The sequence below is a fragment of the Flavobacterium johnsoniae genome (assembly GCF_030388325.1).
In the GTDB taxonomy this organism is placed as follows: Bacteria; Bacteroidota; Bacteroidia; order Flavobacteriales; family Flavobacteriaceae; genus Flavobacterium; species Flavobacterium johnsoniae_C.
The window spans coordinates 1,938,568-1,955,564 of record NZ_CP103794.1 but is presented as its reverse complement, the minus strand read 5'-3'; the positions used below and the strand labels follow the sequence as shown (position 1 = coordinate 1,955,564).

Genomic DNA, 16,997 nt, shown 5'->3' with positions numbered 1-16,997 from the left:
AGAATAATATTAGTCATTTTATGAATTTAATTCTATAAATAAATTTCACACAAAATACCTACAAATAAATTATATATCGTAGCGTATTTACACCTGTTTTTTATTTTATTAATCTATTCTTTCGCAAGTATAACCTAAACAATGCACATAATCCATGATATTTTCGCATTGCAAATCAATACCTTCTACTCGGAGTATTTTATCGCAATCTTCTAAATCAAAATTAATTTTATAATCAGGAAATTGAGATTGTATAACTGCAACTACATAATTTTTATCAGATTCTTTCTGAACATTTGTTTTAAAAATCTCCACAACCATATCTGCCTCTTTTAATTCTTTAAACTGGTACATATCACTTTGATTAAAAAGATTATACAATATTTTTAGGGTTAAAATATTTTATAGGTTTTCTTCTTGATCATAAATTCTGCTTAGATTTGAAAGGTTTAAAATTAAGTAAAAACTTTCAATAAAGCATTTTAAATTTAAGTAAATTCTTCTTTTTTTAAAAATTTTAAAACCTGAATTTTACTTATATATTTATCATCAAAACACCATTCAAAAATATAGCACAAACCTTTATTACAACAGCAATTTTATACCAACGGCGTATGATTTATACGAATGGCGTTGGTATAAATTATTCTTTACAAATGGTTAAAAACTATACGATTATATTATTTTTGCCGTCATGAAAATTCTCAAAATTTACCAAAATTTCTTTCTCAGAAATCTCATCGTACACACCTTTATTCTATTGGTGATTTTTGCCTGTGTTTATGATGAACTTCGTTTGGCCGGTCATGACTTTTGTTATATGGTCAGTAAAATTGCAATAGGATATTTTCCATGTATTCTTTGGATTACTGTTTTTAATCTATTTGTAATTAAAAAGTTATTATTCAAAAGAAAGGTAAAAGTATTTTTCCTCCTGTTTTTGACTTACTGGACTTCTTTTTATTTTTTTATTAATTGGTTTTTCCCATTGGTTGGTTTCGGAAATTTCAAAACATTGCAGATTTTATCGCTTCTTATTAATGGAATGTTTTTCTATTTTATTCATGTTGTGATTACAAAAAAAATCATGGATGCCGATAAAGATATTATGAATTTCAAGTCGGAACTTTCGTTTTTAAAACAACAATTAAATCCGCATTTTTTGCTGAATGCGATGAATAATCTTTATGGAGAAGCATTGGCAGAACCAGATAAAGTTCCAGATCGAATCCTTAATCTTTCAGACATGCTGCGTTATCAGATTGAGGCTTCAAAAAAAGATTATGTTTTATTGGAAGAGGAAATTGCTTTCATAAAAAAATATATCGAATATTATACCTTTAGAAACGAAAGACTTACTGTAAGTCAAAATATCGAAGGATTACATGATGAAATCGAAATTCCGCCATTGTTCTTTTTACCTTTAGTTGAAAATGCAGTAAAATTTTCTGCTGAAACTGCTGAACCTTTCATCAATTTAGATTTAAAAGTAAAATGCCGAAGTGTAATTTTTACTTTGAAAAACAATTGTTTGGATTCAGAATCGCGTCTTTCGAGCACTGGGATTGGAATTGAAAATCTAAAAAGACGTTTAGAAGTTTATGGCTTAAAACACGACTTAAGCTGTAAAAAAGAGAAAAATATGTTTACCGTAAAATTATCCATATGGCACTTACCTACCGCTGTCTTATAATTGATGACGAATCGCCGGCACACAAAGCCTTGATTTCTCACATCTCAAAGTTTGACGAACTGGAACATTCCGGAAGTGCTTTTAATGGAATGGAAGCTATTAAACTACTGAACGAAAACCAATACGATATTATTTTTCTCGACATTAATATGCCTGTAATTTCGGGAGTAGAATTAATGGAATTACAACCCAATCGCCCGCTTACAATTGTAACAACAGCGTACTCAGATTTTGCACTTTCTGCTTATCAAAACGATGCTATCGATTATCTTCTAAAACCTATTTCTCTCGATAAATTTGCCAAAGCAATAGAAAAAGCCAAAACCTATCATTCTGGAAATAACCTAAAAAAGGAAGACAACAGCAACGAAAAAGTGCTTTCGTATCGCTCGAATGGTCAAGTGATTGAAACGCCACTGACTGATATTTTATATATTGAAAGTCTTGGTAATTATATGAAATTATACAGCCGAAAACTGAAATCTCCAATTATTATTTACGGTTCGCTTGCTAGCATTTCTACTGAGATTGATTGTTCGCATTTTGTTCAGGTGCATCGTTCGTTTATTGTAAATACACGCGAAATTACTTCGGTTGTCAATAAAACTTTAACGATCAGTAACGGCGAAGTTATTCCTGTGGGAAGAAAATATCAGATTTTGTTGGATAATTTGCCGATTAGGTAATTGAAGAAATTTTTAAAATCTTTTGTTTATTTTTTGTCTAACGAATATTAAACAAAAAATTAAACTCATTTCTTTCAATTAAACAAAAGAAGTTTTTTCTTACGTTATTGAATTTGAAAAAATAAATTCTTTTTGTACTAAATCTAATACAATATTAAAATCTCGTATTCCCAATAATTACAAGGGGTTTCAAATTTACGAAAACGTTATATGTCATTAATTTAAATCAAACAAAAATATACTTAAACGCAATTTTGCGAATTATTTTCTTAAAAAATGTACATATACGAGTAATTTTTCTTACTTATTTATTTAAATTCGCGCGACACAACTACTAAGATTATTTTATAACCAATGCGCATTTTTAATTTTTTTAGAAAATCAGATTTAGAATGTCCGAGATGTCTTGGAAAAGGATTTGTTGACTGGGAAGATATCATTCGATTGAATCGACAATTAAAATGGGTTCCTGCTCCATGCGCTTACTGCAATGCAACTGGAAGAGTCGAAAAAGAAATACTTAATAAAGTTGCCGTAGATTGCATGTATCTTACGATAGATTTACCAGAATCTGTAATCGACAAAATAAAAGATGGCGATCAGGAAACAATTGAAAAAGGCAAACAACGCGAAATTTTTGTTGATTCTCTAATACAATATGCAGAACATCACTATCTGTCTCAGAATATGGATGCCGAAAGTATTGCTACTTTATACTTAAATACTGAAGCTGAAAAAGCCAATTTTTCGGTAACAAAAGAAGAATTAATAAAATATATTCAAGGAGTTATCAATCTCAAAAAGTCGACTTTAAACTAAACAACCTTTGCAACTTTGTCACTTTGCAACTTTACACCTTTCAAAAAAACAGGTATAAATACGTATAGCCATGATTTTATTTTGGCGTAAACTTGCTGTGAATAATTTTTAGTTAGAATAAGGTTTTCTCCTAGAAGGCTTTTAAATTTTTTGTCACTTTTTTTGGAACACAGAAGTGGGATTTCAAATCGCTGGTACCGATTAGAAATCCCACTTTTTTTTGCATTCGTAATTACCTCATTTTATCAAATTCTTTTATTTTCCAATATCTTTTCTCCTATATAACAGAGATTTAACTACATCAAGTAAAATTTACCCTAATCTGATATAAACAAAACTTTTGGAGAGCTATAAATATTTTTCATTCATCATAATTTTGTCTGCCTTTTTATAAATGGCATTTAATATTGAAAAATACTCAAAAACAAATTTCAAAAAACAAAAAAAAATGAAAAAACTGTTATTGTCATTTTTATTGACACAATGCATGTTAGTTTCTGCGCAAACAGAAACATTAGTTACTCCCAACGGTAAAAAAGTAAAAGTAAATATAACTCCTCAATGGGAACTGAATGGAAATACCAACAATGAACTTAAAAAATTAGGTACAAAAGATGCTTTTGATCTTCCGGTTATAACCAATGATACCGAAAAAATGCGTATTACAACCGATGGACAAGTTTTAATTAATACCGACAAATCACTTAACGGAGGAAATAACGCAAAACTTCAAATTAACAACGGAACAACTAATGGTGCTTTACAAATTGTAGACGGAACGCAAGGCGAAGGCAGAATACTAACCTCTGATGCAAATGGTGTTGCTACATGGGTTGCTCCAATTGCCGCCGCTTCTTTTATGGCGCCTCCTGGTGTACAAATGGATTTAGTTTATGATCATTTTACATATTCTGGGCGTTCATTAACCTTAGGAAAAGGAAGTTGGATAATTTATTTGACAGACAGAACCGGTAATTGGACTCCTTCTACTGCCAACGAATTTAACTACGGCGAATTAGTTGCAGGATGGTCTTCAAGTTCTACCGTTTTTACACCTTCATCTATCTTTGCAAATGCAGGGCACTCGTGTGTATCTACTCAAATTATCCCGCAAAACAAATTCCTTAATTTTAATTATGTATTTGTAGTAAATGTGACAAAACCAGTAGATACCATTTATTTATGGTATCAGATCTTGGGCAATGTAACAACTAATATTCCATTTATTTATAATGGAAATGGAGATTCATTTTCAACTGCGTATGGAAGTTTAATTGCACAAAAACTTTATTAATTCTTAAGAACAAATTTTGTGATTGATACTAATTTTTCACACCATTTTATTAATAGGTTTTTGACACAAAAAAACACCTAGTAAAAAACGTTTAAAAAAATGAAAAAACTTTTAATATCATTTCTATTAACACAATGCATGTTAGTTTCTGCGCAAACAGAAACTTTAGTGAGTCCTAATGGAAAAAAAGTACAAGTAGATACAACTCCACAATGGCAGCTGAATGGAAATACAAACAATGCAGTTGAAAATTTAGGTACAAAAGATGCTTTTGACCTTCCGATTTTAACTAAAGATAACGAAAAAATGCGTATTACAACCAACGGTCAGGTACTCATTAATACTAATAAATCATTGACAGGAGGAGATAACGCAAAACTTCAGATTAATAATGGAACAACTAATGGTGCTTTACAAATTGTTGACGGAACACAAGGCGCTGGTAAAATATTAACATCTGATGCTAATGGTGTTGCTAAATGGGTTGCGCCAGTTGCAGCAGCATCATTTATGGCACCTCAAGGTTCGGCAATGAATTTAGCTTATAATCGCTTTATTTATTCAGGACGTTCATTAACATTAGGAAAAGGGAGCTGGATAATTTATTTAACAGACAGAACTAGCAACTGGACTCCCTCTAATTCCACTTCATTAAACTACGCCGAATTAGTTGCGGGATGGTCTTCAAGTTCTAGTGTTTTTACTCCCTCGACTATTTTTGGGAATGGAGGGCATACAAGCATATCAACTCAAGTTATACCTGCAAACAAACTTCTTAACTGGAATTATGTATTTGTAGTAAATGTAACAAAACCAGTAGATACTATTTATTTATGGTATCAAATAATGGGTAATGTAACAACTAATACTCCACGTATTTATAATGGAACAGGAGTTGTATTTTCAGCTGCGTATGGAGCTTTGGTTGCGCAAAAGCTTTATTAATAATTTAAAAACACATTTGCTTTGCAAACAAAAAGCCGTAAAGAAATTCTTTACGGCTTTTATATTTTTAAATGCTTTTTTGTTCTAGTTCTTTATAATAATGCAACTTTGCCTCTAAGAAAAAAGCCGTATTTTTGCGCTCAATAAACGCCACGAAATTAAAGCCCAAAATCGACATGAAGCGAGAACATTATATTCCGTTTAACAAAGAATTTTTACTCGAACAGCAAATTGCCGCTTTCGCTGAAGATGCTAAAAAAACAGAAGATTTTAAGAAACTTTTCGATATTATCGAGCATTATTATCATTATGAATCTTTTAATCTTAATCGAAATCTTAAACAGAATTATGCGCTTTACGATCCAGATTTAAGCGAAAAAGAACGCGAGCAGTTTATCAATAAAAGTGATTTTCCAGTTTTTAAAGAAACACTTTTGAAGGTTTTAGAACGTGGAAATTATTACAGAATTGATCAGAATGCTTTGGATAAAGCTTTTAAAGAATCTGATTTGATTGGCTTAAATCTTTCTATCGATTTTAATGCATTTAAAGATTTCGAACTCTACGCACGAGGTCATCATAAAAGCAAAGAAAAAGTCAAAAAATACTTTTTTTGGACAAAAGAAGTAGAAATAGAATATTACGATCGTGTCTTAATTTATTTAAATTACAGCGACGCAGATTATCTTAAAAGTAAGAAAGTCAAATTAGGAAAAATGCCAATTGACCCAGGTTCTATTGGATTGAAAATTTTCAAAAGAGTTCCTAAAAATGATCTCGAGACGATTTTTCCGAATGCAATTCCTAAAATGTCTTTAAAAGACAAAATGCTACTTTGGGTTCCGGCTGTTTTTGGTGGAATCTCATTATTGAGCGCGAAAGTAATTCCGGCTTTGATTAATATGTACGACGCATATCAAACTGGCGAAACAATCGATTTACTCAACAGCAAAACATCTTTAAATCAAGGTTTAATTGCTTTAGGAATCTTAGCAGTTTATTGCTTTCGTCAGTACAATAATTTTATAAACAAGAAAATCAGATATTCTAAAACTCTCTCTGATAGTTTGTACTTTAAAAATGTTGGAAATAACAGTGGAGCTTTCTATTCGCTTTTAAATTCGTCTGAAGAAGAAGCTTTAAAAGAAACCATTCTAGCTTATACTTTTTTACACGAAAGTGAAAAATCATTAACAGCTGATGAACTTGACAATAAAATCGAATCTTGGTTTAAAACAAAATTAAATACCGATTTCGATTTTGACGTAAATGACGCTCTATTAAAATTAAAAAGTATCGGACTTGGTTTAGAAAATAATGGAAAATGGTCCGTTTTATCTTTAAACGAAGCTCTTATTACAATTGACGAACTATGGGATAATGTTTTTCAATATAATCAGAAATAGTTTTTTTACTAGTTAGTTTTTCGTTTATGGTTCTCCGATTAACGTAAAAGAAATTTCATTAGATTTACTGCAACCTAACTATAAAACCACAAAAATGAGAACATTAGACCAATGGTTTGCAGAATATGCAATAAGTCACCAAAACCCAAAAAACAAAGCCATACACTACATTTGTGTACCAGCCATTTTCTTTTCTATCGTCGGATTATTAATGAGCATTCCGAGTTCGATAATTTCAAATACGTTAAAACTAAATGCGCCAATTATCGAAAATTGGGCTTTCATAGTTTTGCTTTTTGTTCTTATTTTCTACATCAGATTATCAATTTCTATGGCAATTAAAATTGCTGTTTTTTCTATGCTTTGTTTATTTGCAAATTACTACATCGGACAGTTTGTTACTTTATGGGCTTTCTCGATTGGCGTATTTGTTATTGCCTGGATCGGACAATTTTATGGACACAATATTGAAGGAAAAAAACCATCTTTTCTTAAAGATCTTCAGTTTTTATTAATTGGACCAGCTTGGGTTGTTGAGAATTTGTTTTCTAGAAAATAGATTAAAATGAAAGCAGAAAAAACAAGCAGAACGGCACAATATATGGCGTTCTTTCGTGCATTGGAAACACAACGTAAAGAAAGATTGTTTTCAGATCCTTATGCCATTCATTTTATAGATTCAAAATTAAGACTTGCAACTCAATTATATAAATATCCAATTGCTGCAAAATATATTGATAATATTATACAAAAAAAGATTCCAGGAGCTTTGTCTTCTGGAATTGCCAGAACAAAATACATTGATGATTTACTTAAAAATGCGGTTTCAAACGGCATAAAACAAGTTATAATTTTAGGCGCGGGTTTTGACACGAGAGCTGTACGCCTTGATTTACTAAAAGAAATTCCTGTAATAGAAATTGATCATCCGAATACATCAAATTTCAAAGCTGAAGTTTATAAAAACAGAATCGGAAAAATTCCTCAAAATATTCATTTTCTTCAGATTGATTTTAACAAGCAAAATTTAGAACAACTGGCTTCGGAGAATAATTTAGACTTTTCTAAACCAACTGCCATAATTTGGGAAGGCGTAACGAATTATCTAACCGAAGATGCTGTAAAAAGCACTTTTGCCTTTATTTCAAAATTCGCTGCAAACAGTCATATTATTTTTACTTACGTACATAAAAATATTCTCTTAAATCCAGAATCTTTTTTAGGCGGTAAAAAACTTCTGGAAGATCTTGAAAATTTAGAAGAACACTGGACATTTGGCTTTTTTCCAGAAGACCTTTCAGATTACTTAAATCAGTTTAATATTGAGCTTCGTGAAGATTTAGGAGCTGATGATTATCGTAAAAAGTATCTTCTTAACCGATCTGAAAAAGGTTATGAATTTTACAGAACCGCAATTGGTATAAAAAAGTAAACTATTTAAAAAGATATACTTACGCTAAAAATTTCAAAATAATTTTGTCGTTTTTGCTAATATTTTCTTAATAAAAAAACAATGGATGATATAATATTTACTTTTACAATTCGTTAAACAATTAAGAAATAAACAAACAAAAAACCACAAACAGATGAAAAAAATCTACCTTTTGTTATTCTTTGCCGTTGTTAGCAATCTATTTTCTCAAAACGGAAAAATCTATCTAAAAAACTCAAAATTCAACATTGGCAAACCCAATACGTATGTTTATGAACCTCCGCAAGGTCTTGTTATTGAAGACAACGCTAAAGTAAATTTTCTCTATATTACTCCTACTGATTTTTCTTCTGACATAAGTCCGCTGAAAAAAAGTGGAAAACGTTATGAGTTTACCGCAAAAGTTCCTGATTCTGTTAGAGTTATTCTAGCGACTATAAACGATTCACAAAAAATTGCAGATAGCAATAATGAAAAAGGTTATTCTGTACTTTTAAAAACACAAAATGATATTGAATTAAGAAAAAGTTTGATAAACGAAATTTCTGTTAGAAGTAATGGGGGGTACTTTTTTAGACTAAAATCAGATCCAAAAAGAGAAGATTTAATTGCTGAATATGATGCTGTATTTGCAAAATATCCAAAATTAAGAGATGATATCGTTTCTTTAGAATATTTATATACTAAAAAGTCTCTCAACAGAGAACAAGGAGAAAAAGACCTTCTAGCTTTTGCCGATAAATGTGTAAAAAGAAATACTGAAGAATATTTAACTTCTGCGTATTACATCTATAGTTCTAATAATGAGACGCAAGATCAAGCAAAAAAATTAAAAACAGAAATTTCAGAAAAGTTTCCTGCAAATAGAATTGATGCAATGGATTTTATTCGAAAATTCTTTGATCAGCCTGATAAAACAGAAGCTTCTATTTTAGAAAGTCTTAATGCTTTTAAAACAAAATATCCTAACGATACTTCTAAGAGATCACTAAGTTATTTTTATTCTGCTTTGGTGCCTATATATTTAGATAAAGGAGAATTGGAAAAGGCTATAGCCTGCGAACCTTATTTAAATCTTCCAGAAGACACATATAACAATTTTGCTTGGGGCCAATCTGGCGGTGATTTAACAATGCCTGTAAAAGATATTGACTTTGCCACAAAAGTTTCTAAACGATCAGTAGACATTATTGAAGCAAAACGAAAAGAATGTTACACGCCTGATTATAATGGCAAATTCAATATGTTTGCTGATACTTATGCACTTCTGCTTTATAAACAAGGCAAATATGATGAAGCTTTTAAATACCAAAGCGGAGTTAAAGCTCTTGACGGATTGGACGCTGGCGGAAAAGAACGCTATTTAGCAATGTTGGATAAGGTAAAAAGTAAAGATGAAGTAAAAGCTTATATTGAAGATGAAATCAGTAAAGGCAATACTTCACCTGCATTTCTTTCTAAACTTAAAGAAATTTACATTGAAAAGAAATTGCCTATGGCTGAATTTGATGCCATTCAGCAAAAAACAGATTTGTTAGCACAAGAAAACAAAAACAAAGATCTTCTTGAAAAATTTGGAAGTAAAAATGCCTTTGACTTTACCTTGAAAAATCTAGACGGAAAAGACACAAAACTTTCAGATTATAAAGGAAAAATAGTTGTTCTTGATTTCTGGGCAACTTGGTGCGGACCATGTAAAGCTTCTTTTCCAAAAATGCAGCATTTAGTGACTAAATACAAAGATAAAGATGTTGCTTTCCTGTTTGTTAACACTTGGGAAAATGGTAAAGAAGACGAGATTTTAAAAAAAGTAAGTTCTTATATTACAGAGAAAAAATTTGACTTTAACGTTGTTTTTGATCTCAAACAAGAAGTAGTTGGCAATTATAAAATTCAAGCTATCCCAACACGTATCGTTATTGATAAAAAAGGCGACATTCTAGCTTATGACAATTCAAATACCGACATAGGAAAGATTATTGAAGAACAATTAAAATAAGTATTCTCTTATTTTTAAAACAAAAAAAATGTATTTTTGATATACCAAAATTAAATTTATGATACAGTTAATCTGGGGTATACTAAATGTTTTTACATTTCTGGTTTTTATTACTTTTTGTATTAATAAAGCTGTCGAAATCCGTCAAAAAATTGGACTTTTTGTTGCTATCCTTTTTTCTTTCTTTGCTTTATCTTTCATCACAAAACCGAGCAAGAGTTTAGAAGATAAAAAATTTGAATTTCATAAAAAGAAAGTAAATCAAAATACGTTTTTCTCAGAGATTACGCTAGAAGATGATTTAGCAACAAAAATTGAATTGAATGTGGTTCATGATGATGAAAATGCAATTTCGGCAATTGTTACCAGAAGCGGTTTTTTAAGTGGTACAGAATGGAAGACTCAAAATATATTTCTAGATAAATTGGAGAAAAAAAATATTTATCAATATTCAGTTACCGGCACAAGAAAATGGAAAATTCTCGGTATCGAAATATATTCAGAATTTAAACAATTTAGAGGAGTAAAAGAGTTTAAACCTAAATAAACTGTATTCTTTTCTTTCAAACAGATTCTCAAAAGGACAAAGAAGAATTCTATCTTTTTTTTGTCCTTTTTTAATGTAAACTCATCCCTTTTAAAACTAAAATCATTATCAATACTTATTAATAAATAAATGAGAAAACTTATTACTTTATTAGCCATAATCATTTTATTTTCTGCCTGCAAAAAAACTGAAAACACAACAGTTACAAATTCGTCGGAAATAAAAAATGACAGTATTTCTGCCGATCATTCTGCATCTGAAGTGATTTCTAATTCTGGATCACTTTTGGATTTATTCACTAAAAAGAAAGACGAAATTGTCTTAAAATTAAAATCTATTTCTGCTGAAGAAGCCAATGTTTTGTATGAAAAATATCATGAAGAAAATGGTTATTTACTGCACAAGATAGACGAAAAAGAAGATCGTTTACTGCAAAATTTTTACAGCGAAAAAGAAGCAGATAAAAAGGAAATCAAATCTTTAAATGATAAACTTTTAAAACACCAACTTCAGTTTGATGAATTAGGAGAAGGTATTGTTGAAATTACAACCAAACCCGATTTTTATTATACGCTTTTTAAAAACTATGTAACGCGCGATTACAAAGAATATTTGTTCATGCAAAGTGAAGAAAACAAACAGCCTTATTCTGCAGATGCCGGACTTATTATTTCTTTTAAAGATTTAGGAGATCGAGTGGTTTCTTGGGAAAATTTCATGAATAAATATCCAAATTCAAAACTGATGAAATCGGTAAAAGAAGATTATAAAATGTATCAGCTAGATTATTTAATAGGCGAAGATAATACTCCAACTTATGAAAGAGCAGCTGACGAAAAATACATTTATCCGGAAAATATTGAGGAGTTTAACCGTTTTCTGAAAAAATATCCAAACAGTCCGACCGTTCCATTAATTCATACTTTTATGGAAAATTTCAAAAACGAAAATATAGCCGAAATGCTGCGTGCGGCGCAAGATAAATTGTAACAAACGAATAATCTATTAACCAATATTCTTTAAATTAAAACCATGGAAAATAAAAAACCAATGCTGTTTATCTTTTGGGTAATCGCTATTATTTTGGGCGTAACGCTGTTCAAACAATTTGATTTTAAAACATTTAAATTTGAAAAACCAGAACTAGACATTATCTATCTTGTTGTGTTTCTGTTTTCAGTGTATATGATCATCAAAAATTCTAAAAAAAAATGACGAAGTTTATAACTGCACTTTTGATTTTATTGCTTTCGAATACTATTCAATCGCAAAAAGGTTTTAAACCACTTTTTGATGGAAAAACATTAAAAGGCTGGCATACATATGGCGAAAAATCTGCCGATTCTGGATGGAAAGTAGAAAAAGACGGTGTTTTGCATTTTGATCCGAAAGCCATCAAAAACGGAAAAGGCGGTGATTTGGTAACAGACGCTGAATTTGAAAATTTTCATTTAAAATTAGATTGGAAAATCTCTGAAAACGGTAATAGCGGAATTATTTTTTATGTTAATGAAAATCTTCAGAAATATAAAAACACATACAGCACTGGTTTAGAAATGCAAGTTTTAGACAATGACGGTCATGCCGATGGAAAAATCACAAAACACCGTGCTGGCGATTTATACGATTTGATTAAAAGCAATTCTGAACCTGTAAAGCCTGTTGGAGAATGGAATACTGCCGAAATCATCAGTAAAAATGGAAAATTAACACTAATTCTAAATGGCGTGACAGTAGTTGAAACGACACTTTGGGATGATAATTTTAAAAAACTAATCGCTGAAAGTAAATTCGCCACTTGGCCAGATTTTGGAACATTCAAAAAAGGAAAAATTGCTCTTCAAGATCACGGAAATGATGTTTGGTTTCGCAATATTGTGATAAAACAGTAAACCCTTTTTGTGTAATTTTCATAAAAAAAGCAACAACAAATGAAAATATTACTCACATTTATAATAATTGTCTTTGCTCAAAATTTACACTCTCAATCATTTGACAAAAAAACATACGAAAAGCTATTAAAATTAGATAAAGTAGAATTTGTAAAATATGCCGAATCGGTTGGTTTAAGAATTGAAATTGATTCGATATCTGAATCTATTTTTGCACAAAGTAAAGGTTGTCTTTACATAAAACCAACTGGAAATAAAAATGACAATCAATATTATAAATTAGCTCTAATTATTTCTACTCAAAATAAAGAGAATAATAAAATCATACTTGAAAGCGCAAGAGAAAATCCTGAAACAAAAGGAGTCTGGACAGATAATGAATATTTATATAGAGAATGGGATATGGAAAACCCTATATCTAAAGAAATGTGGTATAAAGTATTAATATATAAAAGAAAATAAAAAAACTTATGAAAAAAAACATTTTACTCCTTTTACTTCTTATTAGTACTTACAGCTTTTCGCAAAACTCAAATCAAGAAAAAAAATCACAGGCAGAAATCAAAACTTTCATTCTTAATGAAACAAAAGAAGGTGGAAAATTGGACTTTTTTACAAAAATTAAAGGAAAAGAATATAATGGATCACAAGTAAAACCAGGACTCATTATGACAAATCTAGAAATAGCTTTATATAGCTGGGGAAAAGCAAATGCTGAACTTGGAATTGAAAGTGTTGAAAGTGCTTTATCAATATTCAAAGAATTCAAAGCAAAAGATTTAAATCGAATAGAAAAAGATTTAATTCCTATGGGGTTTAGAAACGACTTAAAGTAATCATTGCTAATATCAAAAAAACACTGTAAACATTGATTTAAACCTAAACAAAATAAATGAGAACACTTTTTATTTTCACATTCATAATGATTGCTAGTTTTGCCAAATCACAAAATTTAAAATGTGTCGATTTTAAAACCGGGACATTTAAAATAGAATGTACTAACTATAAACTGCCAATTACAACTCTAACCAGAACAGAGAAAATTCAAAAAGAATCTAACGCTGATTTAAAAGATTTGGAAGGAACAATCAAATGGATTTCTGAATGCAATTATGAATTAATATACTTAAACGCTTCACCAGAAATGAATGGAAAAAAAGTTAGCGTTGAAATAATCAAAATTGAAGGAAAAAAAGCTATTTGCAAATCTACTTTGGAAAGTCTGCCTGACATCGTATTAAATTTTGAAATGGAAAAGCTATAATAGTTAGTTTCCTATTTAACAAACCCGAATTACCAGTTTATTTTAGTTCTAAATCCACTGTAATAAATAAAAAAAAGCCTGAGAATAAATATTCTCAAGCTTTTTTATTTTATAGTGACCGCGGAGGGGTTCGAACCCCCAGCCCTCAGAGCCGAAATCTGATATTCTATCCAGTTGAACTACGCGGTCAGTTTATTTTTGATTTATGATTTTAGAATGCAAATTTAATCTAAAATCTACATTCTAAAATCTAAAATTATATTTACGAAAGTAATTTCTTTACAATTGTAGAAATGGTTTTTCCTTCAGCAGTTCCGCCTAATTGAGCAGACGCCAATCCCATAACTTTACCCATTGAAGCAATTCCTGAAGCTCCCGTTTCAGCAATAATTTTTGCTACTACAGCTTCTACTTCTTCTTCGCTTAATTGAGCTGGTAAAAACTTCTCAATTACCGCAACTTGAGCCAATTCTGGTTCAGCTAAATCAGGACGGTTTTGTTCTGTAAATATTCTTGCGCTTTCTTTACGAGTTTTAACCAATCTTTGAAGTAATTTAATTTCTTCGTCTTCTGATAATTCTTCTTTAGAACCTGAAGCTGTTGAAGCTAATAACAATTCAGATTTTACTGCTCTTAAAGCTTCTAAAGCAACAGTATCTTTTGCTTTCATGGCGTTTTTAATCTCGTCCATGATTTGTGTTTGTAAACTCATGTTTATGTTGTATTTAAAATAAGCAATGCTTATTAATTGATGTATGAACTAGGTGTTTAAATTAAAACTAATATTTCTAGTTTGTCAGGCTGAGCGAAGTCGAAGCCCTTTCCGACAAAAAGCCCTTCGACTTCGCTCAGGGTGACAATATTGTTTTTAAAATACTATCTTAAAAGTCAAATTTTAAAATTCTGTGCGAAGATAAAAAAAATAACCCGAAAATTAAATCCAATTTTCGGGCCATCCTAATATTATGATTTTAAAAACTAATCTACGTTATCGTGCAAAAACGAATTGTTTGAACGTATTTGTAAATCGTTGTTACTGTCTGTTCCAACAGAGATTCTAGAATTTGCATTATTAGATTGAGAATTAGACAAATCAATTCCTAATCTTTTATAAGCAGGTTCTTTTTCCAACTCATCAATTCTAGAAACATTATTATGGAATTTATAGTTAAACTCTTTTAGTTTCTTTCTTCTTTCTTCAGCTCTCAGACGTAATGTTTCTTCAATAGTTAATTCTAAAGGAGAAACTTCAGAAGTTGTAGAAAAATCTGGCTGACTAGCAAAATCAACTCTTGGTTTCAAAGTGATGTTTAATTCTTCTGGAACAACATCTTCAACCACTTTTTCAACTGGTTTAGAAGCCAATAAATCGTTTTCTACTTCCATATATTCTTCTAGAGAATATCTAACAACTCCGTTATCTGAAACTTCTGTTACAGGTACAAACTGAACAGGATCATTAACTTTTATTTCGCGAGTTTCATTTGTCAATTCGAATAAAACTCTATTATCTTCAACAACTGGCTCTCTTTTTACAGGCTCTTGTTTAAACAAAGGAAGATCAAAAGAAAAAGTTGTTTGTTCTTCTTTTTCAAATACTCTTTGTTGCTGTACTGGCTGCTGAATTTGCTGAACAGGCACTTCTGGAGCAGAAATTGTAAAATCAATATCTGTAATTGGCGAAACAATTTCGAAAGTTACATCTAGATTTTTGATAAACTCAGACATTACCACCAATTCTTCCTGATTGATTGCTGGAGCAACAGCTTGAACCGGAGTTGGAGCAAATGTTTCGTCTTCATCATCCGTTAAATCAAAAACTACTTTATCTTCAACTTTTGCAGTAGGCGTATCTACTGTTAAGTCGAAAGAAGAAAGTGGTTTGTTTGTTAAATTATGAACGCTTCTTTGCTCATCTTCTAACGTATGAATGATTTTTTTAGGTTCTGTATTTACAATTTCATTTTGTTGTTCTACATCAAATCCTGTAGCGATGATAGTTACAGCAATTGCTTCACCAAGAGTTTCGTCTTCACCAACTCCCATGATAATATTTGCATTGTAACCAGCTTCAGCTTGAATGTGATCGTTGATTTCTCCGATTTCATCAAGAGTAATCTCATTAGTTCCAGAAACGATAAGCAACAATACGTTTTTGGCACCTGTAATTTTATTATCGTTTAACAACGGAGAATCTAAAGCTGAGATAATTGCATCTTTTGCTCTGTTTTCACCTGCTGCCACAGAAGATCCCATAATAGCAGTTCCGCTGTTTGATAAAACAGTTTTTGCATCACGTAAATCGATATTTTGAGTATAGTGGTGCGTAATTACTTCGGCAATACCTCTTGAGGCAGTTGCTAAAACTTCATCCGCTTTAGAAAATCCTGCTTTAAAACCAAGATTTCCGTATACTTCTCTTAATTTATTGTTGTTGATTACGATTAGGGAATCTACTTGCTTGCGCAATTTCTCGATTCCAATAATCGCTTGCTCCTGGCGTACTTTCCCTTCAAATTGAAACGGAATAGTCACGATACCAACAGTTAATATTTCTCTTTCTTTTGCTAATTGAGCAATTACCGGAGCTGCACCAGTTCCAGTTCCTCCACCCATACCTGCAGTAATAAATACCATCTTAGTATTTCTATCCAACATTTTTTCAATATCAGAAATACTTTCGATCGCAGACTGCTGTCCTACATCTGGGTTTGCTCCCGCTCCTAATCCTTCAGTCAAATTAACTCCTAATTGGATTTTATTTGGAACTGAACTATTTTGAAGCGCTTGTGAATCGGTATTACAAACGATAAAATCTACGCCTTTAATACCTTGTTTAAACATGTGGTTAATTGCGTTACTACCGCCTCCACCAACACCTATGACTTTGATTACATTTGATTGATTTTTTGGTAAATCAAATGAAATACTTCCAAATTCTGAGTTGCTCATCATCTTTTTGGTTTTTGAAATTCTTATTAAGTACATTTTTTACTTCTTGACTTGGGGCAAAAAGTAAT

At 30.8% G+C, this 16,997-nt stretch carries 19 protein-coding genes and 1 tRNA gene; 16 read left to right on the top strand and 4 right to left on the bottom strand.

Translation table 11 applies throughout. The features are described from left to right. Positions 1 to 108: 108 nt before the first annotated feature. Complete coding sequence (locus NYQ10_RS08660) at positions 109 to 354, bottom strand: hypothetical protein (protein WP_289880016.1); 246 nt, start codon at positions 352 to 354, stop codon at positions 109 to 111. A gap of 340 nt (positions 355 to 694) precedes the next feature. Between NYQ10_RS08660 and NYQ10_RS08655 the strand changes: the two genes are divergently transcribed. The 16 genes from NYQ10_RS08655 to NYQ10_RS08580 all read left to right on the top strand — a co-directional run bounded on the left by NYQ10_RS08655 (position 695) and on the right by NYQ10_RS08580 (position 13,977). Further along, positions 695 to 1,693, top strand: a complete 999-nt coding sequence (locus NYQ10_RS08655) for a sensor histidine kinase (RefSeq protein WP_289880013.1) — start codon at positions 695 to 697, stop codon at positions 1,691 to 1,693. Beyond that, the gene (locus NYQ10_RS08650; RefSeq protein ID WP_289880012.1) at positions 1,666 to 2,379 is read left to right on the top strand and encodes a LytR/AlgR family response regulator transcription factor; all 714 of its coding nucleotides are present in this window, start codon (positions 1,666 to 1,668) and stop codon (positions 2,377 to 2,379) included. Before NYQ10_RS08655 ends, NYQ10_RS08650 begins: the two co-directional genes overlap by 28 nt. A 354-nt stretch (positions 2,380 to 2,733) precedes the next feature. After that, entirely contained in the window at positions 2,734 to 3,198 is a 465-nt protein-coding gene (locus NYQ10_RS08645) for a hypothetical protein (protein WP_289880010.1), read from the top strand. Between the two features lie 448 nt (positions 3,199 to 3,646). Then, the gene (locus NYQ10_RS08640; RefSeq protein ID WP_289880007.1) at positions 3,647 to 4,492 is read left to right on the top strand and encodes a hypothetical protein; all 846 of its coding nucleotides are present in this window, start codon (positions 3,647 to 3,649) and stop codon (positions 4,490 to 4,492) included. Between the two features lie 99 nt (positions 4,493 to 4,591). Next, entirely contained in the window at positions 4,592 to 5,437 is an 846-nt protein-coding gene (locus NYQ10_RS08635) for a hypothetical protein (RefSeq protein ID WP_289880005.1), read from the top strand. Positions 5,438 to 5,613: 176 nt separating this feature from the next. Next, positions 5,614 to 6,843 (top strand): TMEM143 family protein, encoded by a 1,230-nt coding sequence (locus NYQ10_RS08630; protein ID WP_289880003.1) that lies wholly within the window; start codon positions 5,614 to 5,616, stop codon positions 6,841 to 6,843. A 94-nt stretch (positions 6,844 to 6,937) separates the two neighbouring features. Next, positions 6,938 to 7,402 (top strand): DUF962 domain-containing protein, encoded by a 465-nt coding sequence (locus tag NYQ10_RS08625; protein WP_289880001.1) that lies wholly within the window; start codon positions 6,938 to 6,940, stop codon positions 7,400 to 7,402. Between the two features lie 6 nt (positions 7,403 to 7,408). After that, a complete protein-coding gene (locus tag NYQ10_RS08620) occupies positions 7,409 to 8,275 on the top strand; it encodes a class I SAM-dependent methyltransferase (protein ID WP_289879999.1) in 867 nt (288 codons plus the stop codon). 154 nt (positions 8,276 to 8,429) lie between these two features. Next, a complete protein-coding gene (locus NYQ10_RS08615) occupies positions 8,430 to 10,274 on the top strand; it encodes a TlpA disulfide reductase family protein (RefSeq protein ID WP_289879998.1) in 1,845 nt (614 codons plus the stop codon). Between the two features lie 58 nt (positions 10,275 to 10,332). Then, entirely contained in the window at positions 10,333 to 10,821 is a 489-nt protein-coding gene (locus tag NYQ10_RS08610; protein WP_289879996.1) for a hypothetical protein, read from the top strand. 129 nt (positions 10,822 to 10,950) lie between these two features. Next, entirely contained in the window at positions 10,951 to 11,811 is an 861-nt protein-coding gene (locus NYQ10_RS08605) for a hypothetical protein (RefSeq protein ID WP_289879995.1), read from the top strand. A 42-nt stretch (positions 11,812 to 11,853) separates the two neighbouring features. Then, positions 11,854 to 12,036: a hypothetical protein gene (locus NYQ10_RS08600; protein WP_289879992.1), complete on the top strand. Its 183-nt coding sequence runs from the start codon at positions 11,854 to 11,856 to the stop codon at positions 12,034 to 12,036. Next, a complete protein-coding gene (locus tag NYQ10_RS08595) occupies positions 12,033 to 12,713 on the top strand; it encodes a 3-keto-disaccharide hydrolase (RefSeq protein ID WP_289879990.1) in 681 nt (226 codons plus the stop codon). Before NYQ10_RS08600 ends, NYQ10_RS08595 begins: the two co-directional genes overlap by 4 nt. Positions 12,714 to 12,752: 39 nt before the next feature. Next, complete coding sequence (locus NYQ10_RS08590) at positions 12,753 to 13,175, top strand: hypothetical protein (protein ID WP_289879989.1); 423 nt, start codon at positions 12,753 to 12,755, stop codon at positions 13,173 to 13,175. Between the two features lie 8 nt (positions 13,176 to 13,183). Beyond that, the gene (locus NYQ10_RS08585) at positions 13,184 to 13,549 is read left to right on the top strand and encodes a hypothetical protein (RefSeq protein ID WP_289879988.1); all 366 of its coding nucleotides are present in this window, start codon (positions 13,184 to 13,186) and stop codon (positions 13,547 to 13,549) included. A gap of 56 nt (positions 13,550 to 13,605) precedes the next feature. Beyond that, positions 13,606 to 13,977 carry a hypothetical protein gene (locus NYQ10_RS08580; protein WP_289879986.1) on the top strand — a complete coding sequence of 124 codons (372 nt, stop codon included), beginning with the start codon at positions 13,606 to 13,608 and terminating at the stop codon, positions 13,975 to 13,977. A 115-nt stretch (positions 13,978 to 14,092) separates the two neighbouring features. On the opposite strand, the gene NYQ10_RS08575 is transcribed toward NYQ10_RS08580, so the two are convergent. The 3 genes from NYQ10_RS08575 to ftsZ all read right to left on the bottom strand — a co-directional run bounded on the left by NYQ10_RS08575 (position 14,093) and on the right by ftsZ (position 16,932). After that, positions 14,093 to 14,166: transfer RNA gene (locus NYQ10_RS08575), tRNA-Arg, on the bottom strand. Between the two features lie 73 nt (positions 14,167 to 14,239). Then, positions 14,240 to 14,689, bottom strand: a complete 450-nt coding sequence (locus tag NYQ10_RS08570; RefSeq protein ID WP_289879982.1) for a GatB/YqeY domain-containing protein — start codon at positions 14,687 to 14,689, stop codon at positions 14,240 to 14,242. 266 nt (positions 14,690 to 14,955) lie between these two features. Next, a complete protein-coding gene (gene ftsZ, locus NYQ10_RS08565; RefSeq protein WP_276175079.1) occupies positions 14,956 to 16,932 on the bottom strand; it encodes a cell division protein FtsZ in 1,977 nt (658 codons plus the stop codon). Positions 16,933 to 16,997: the final 65 nt, after the last annotated feature.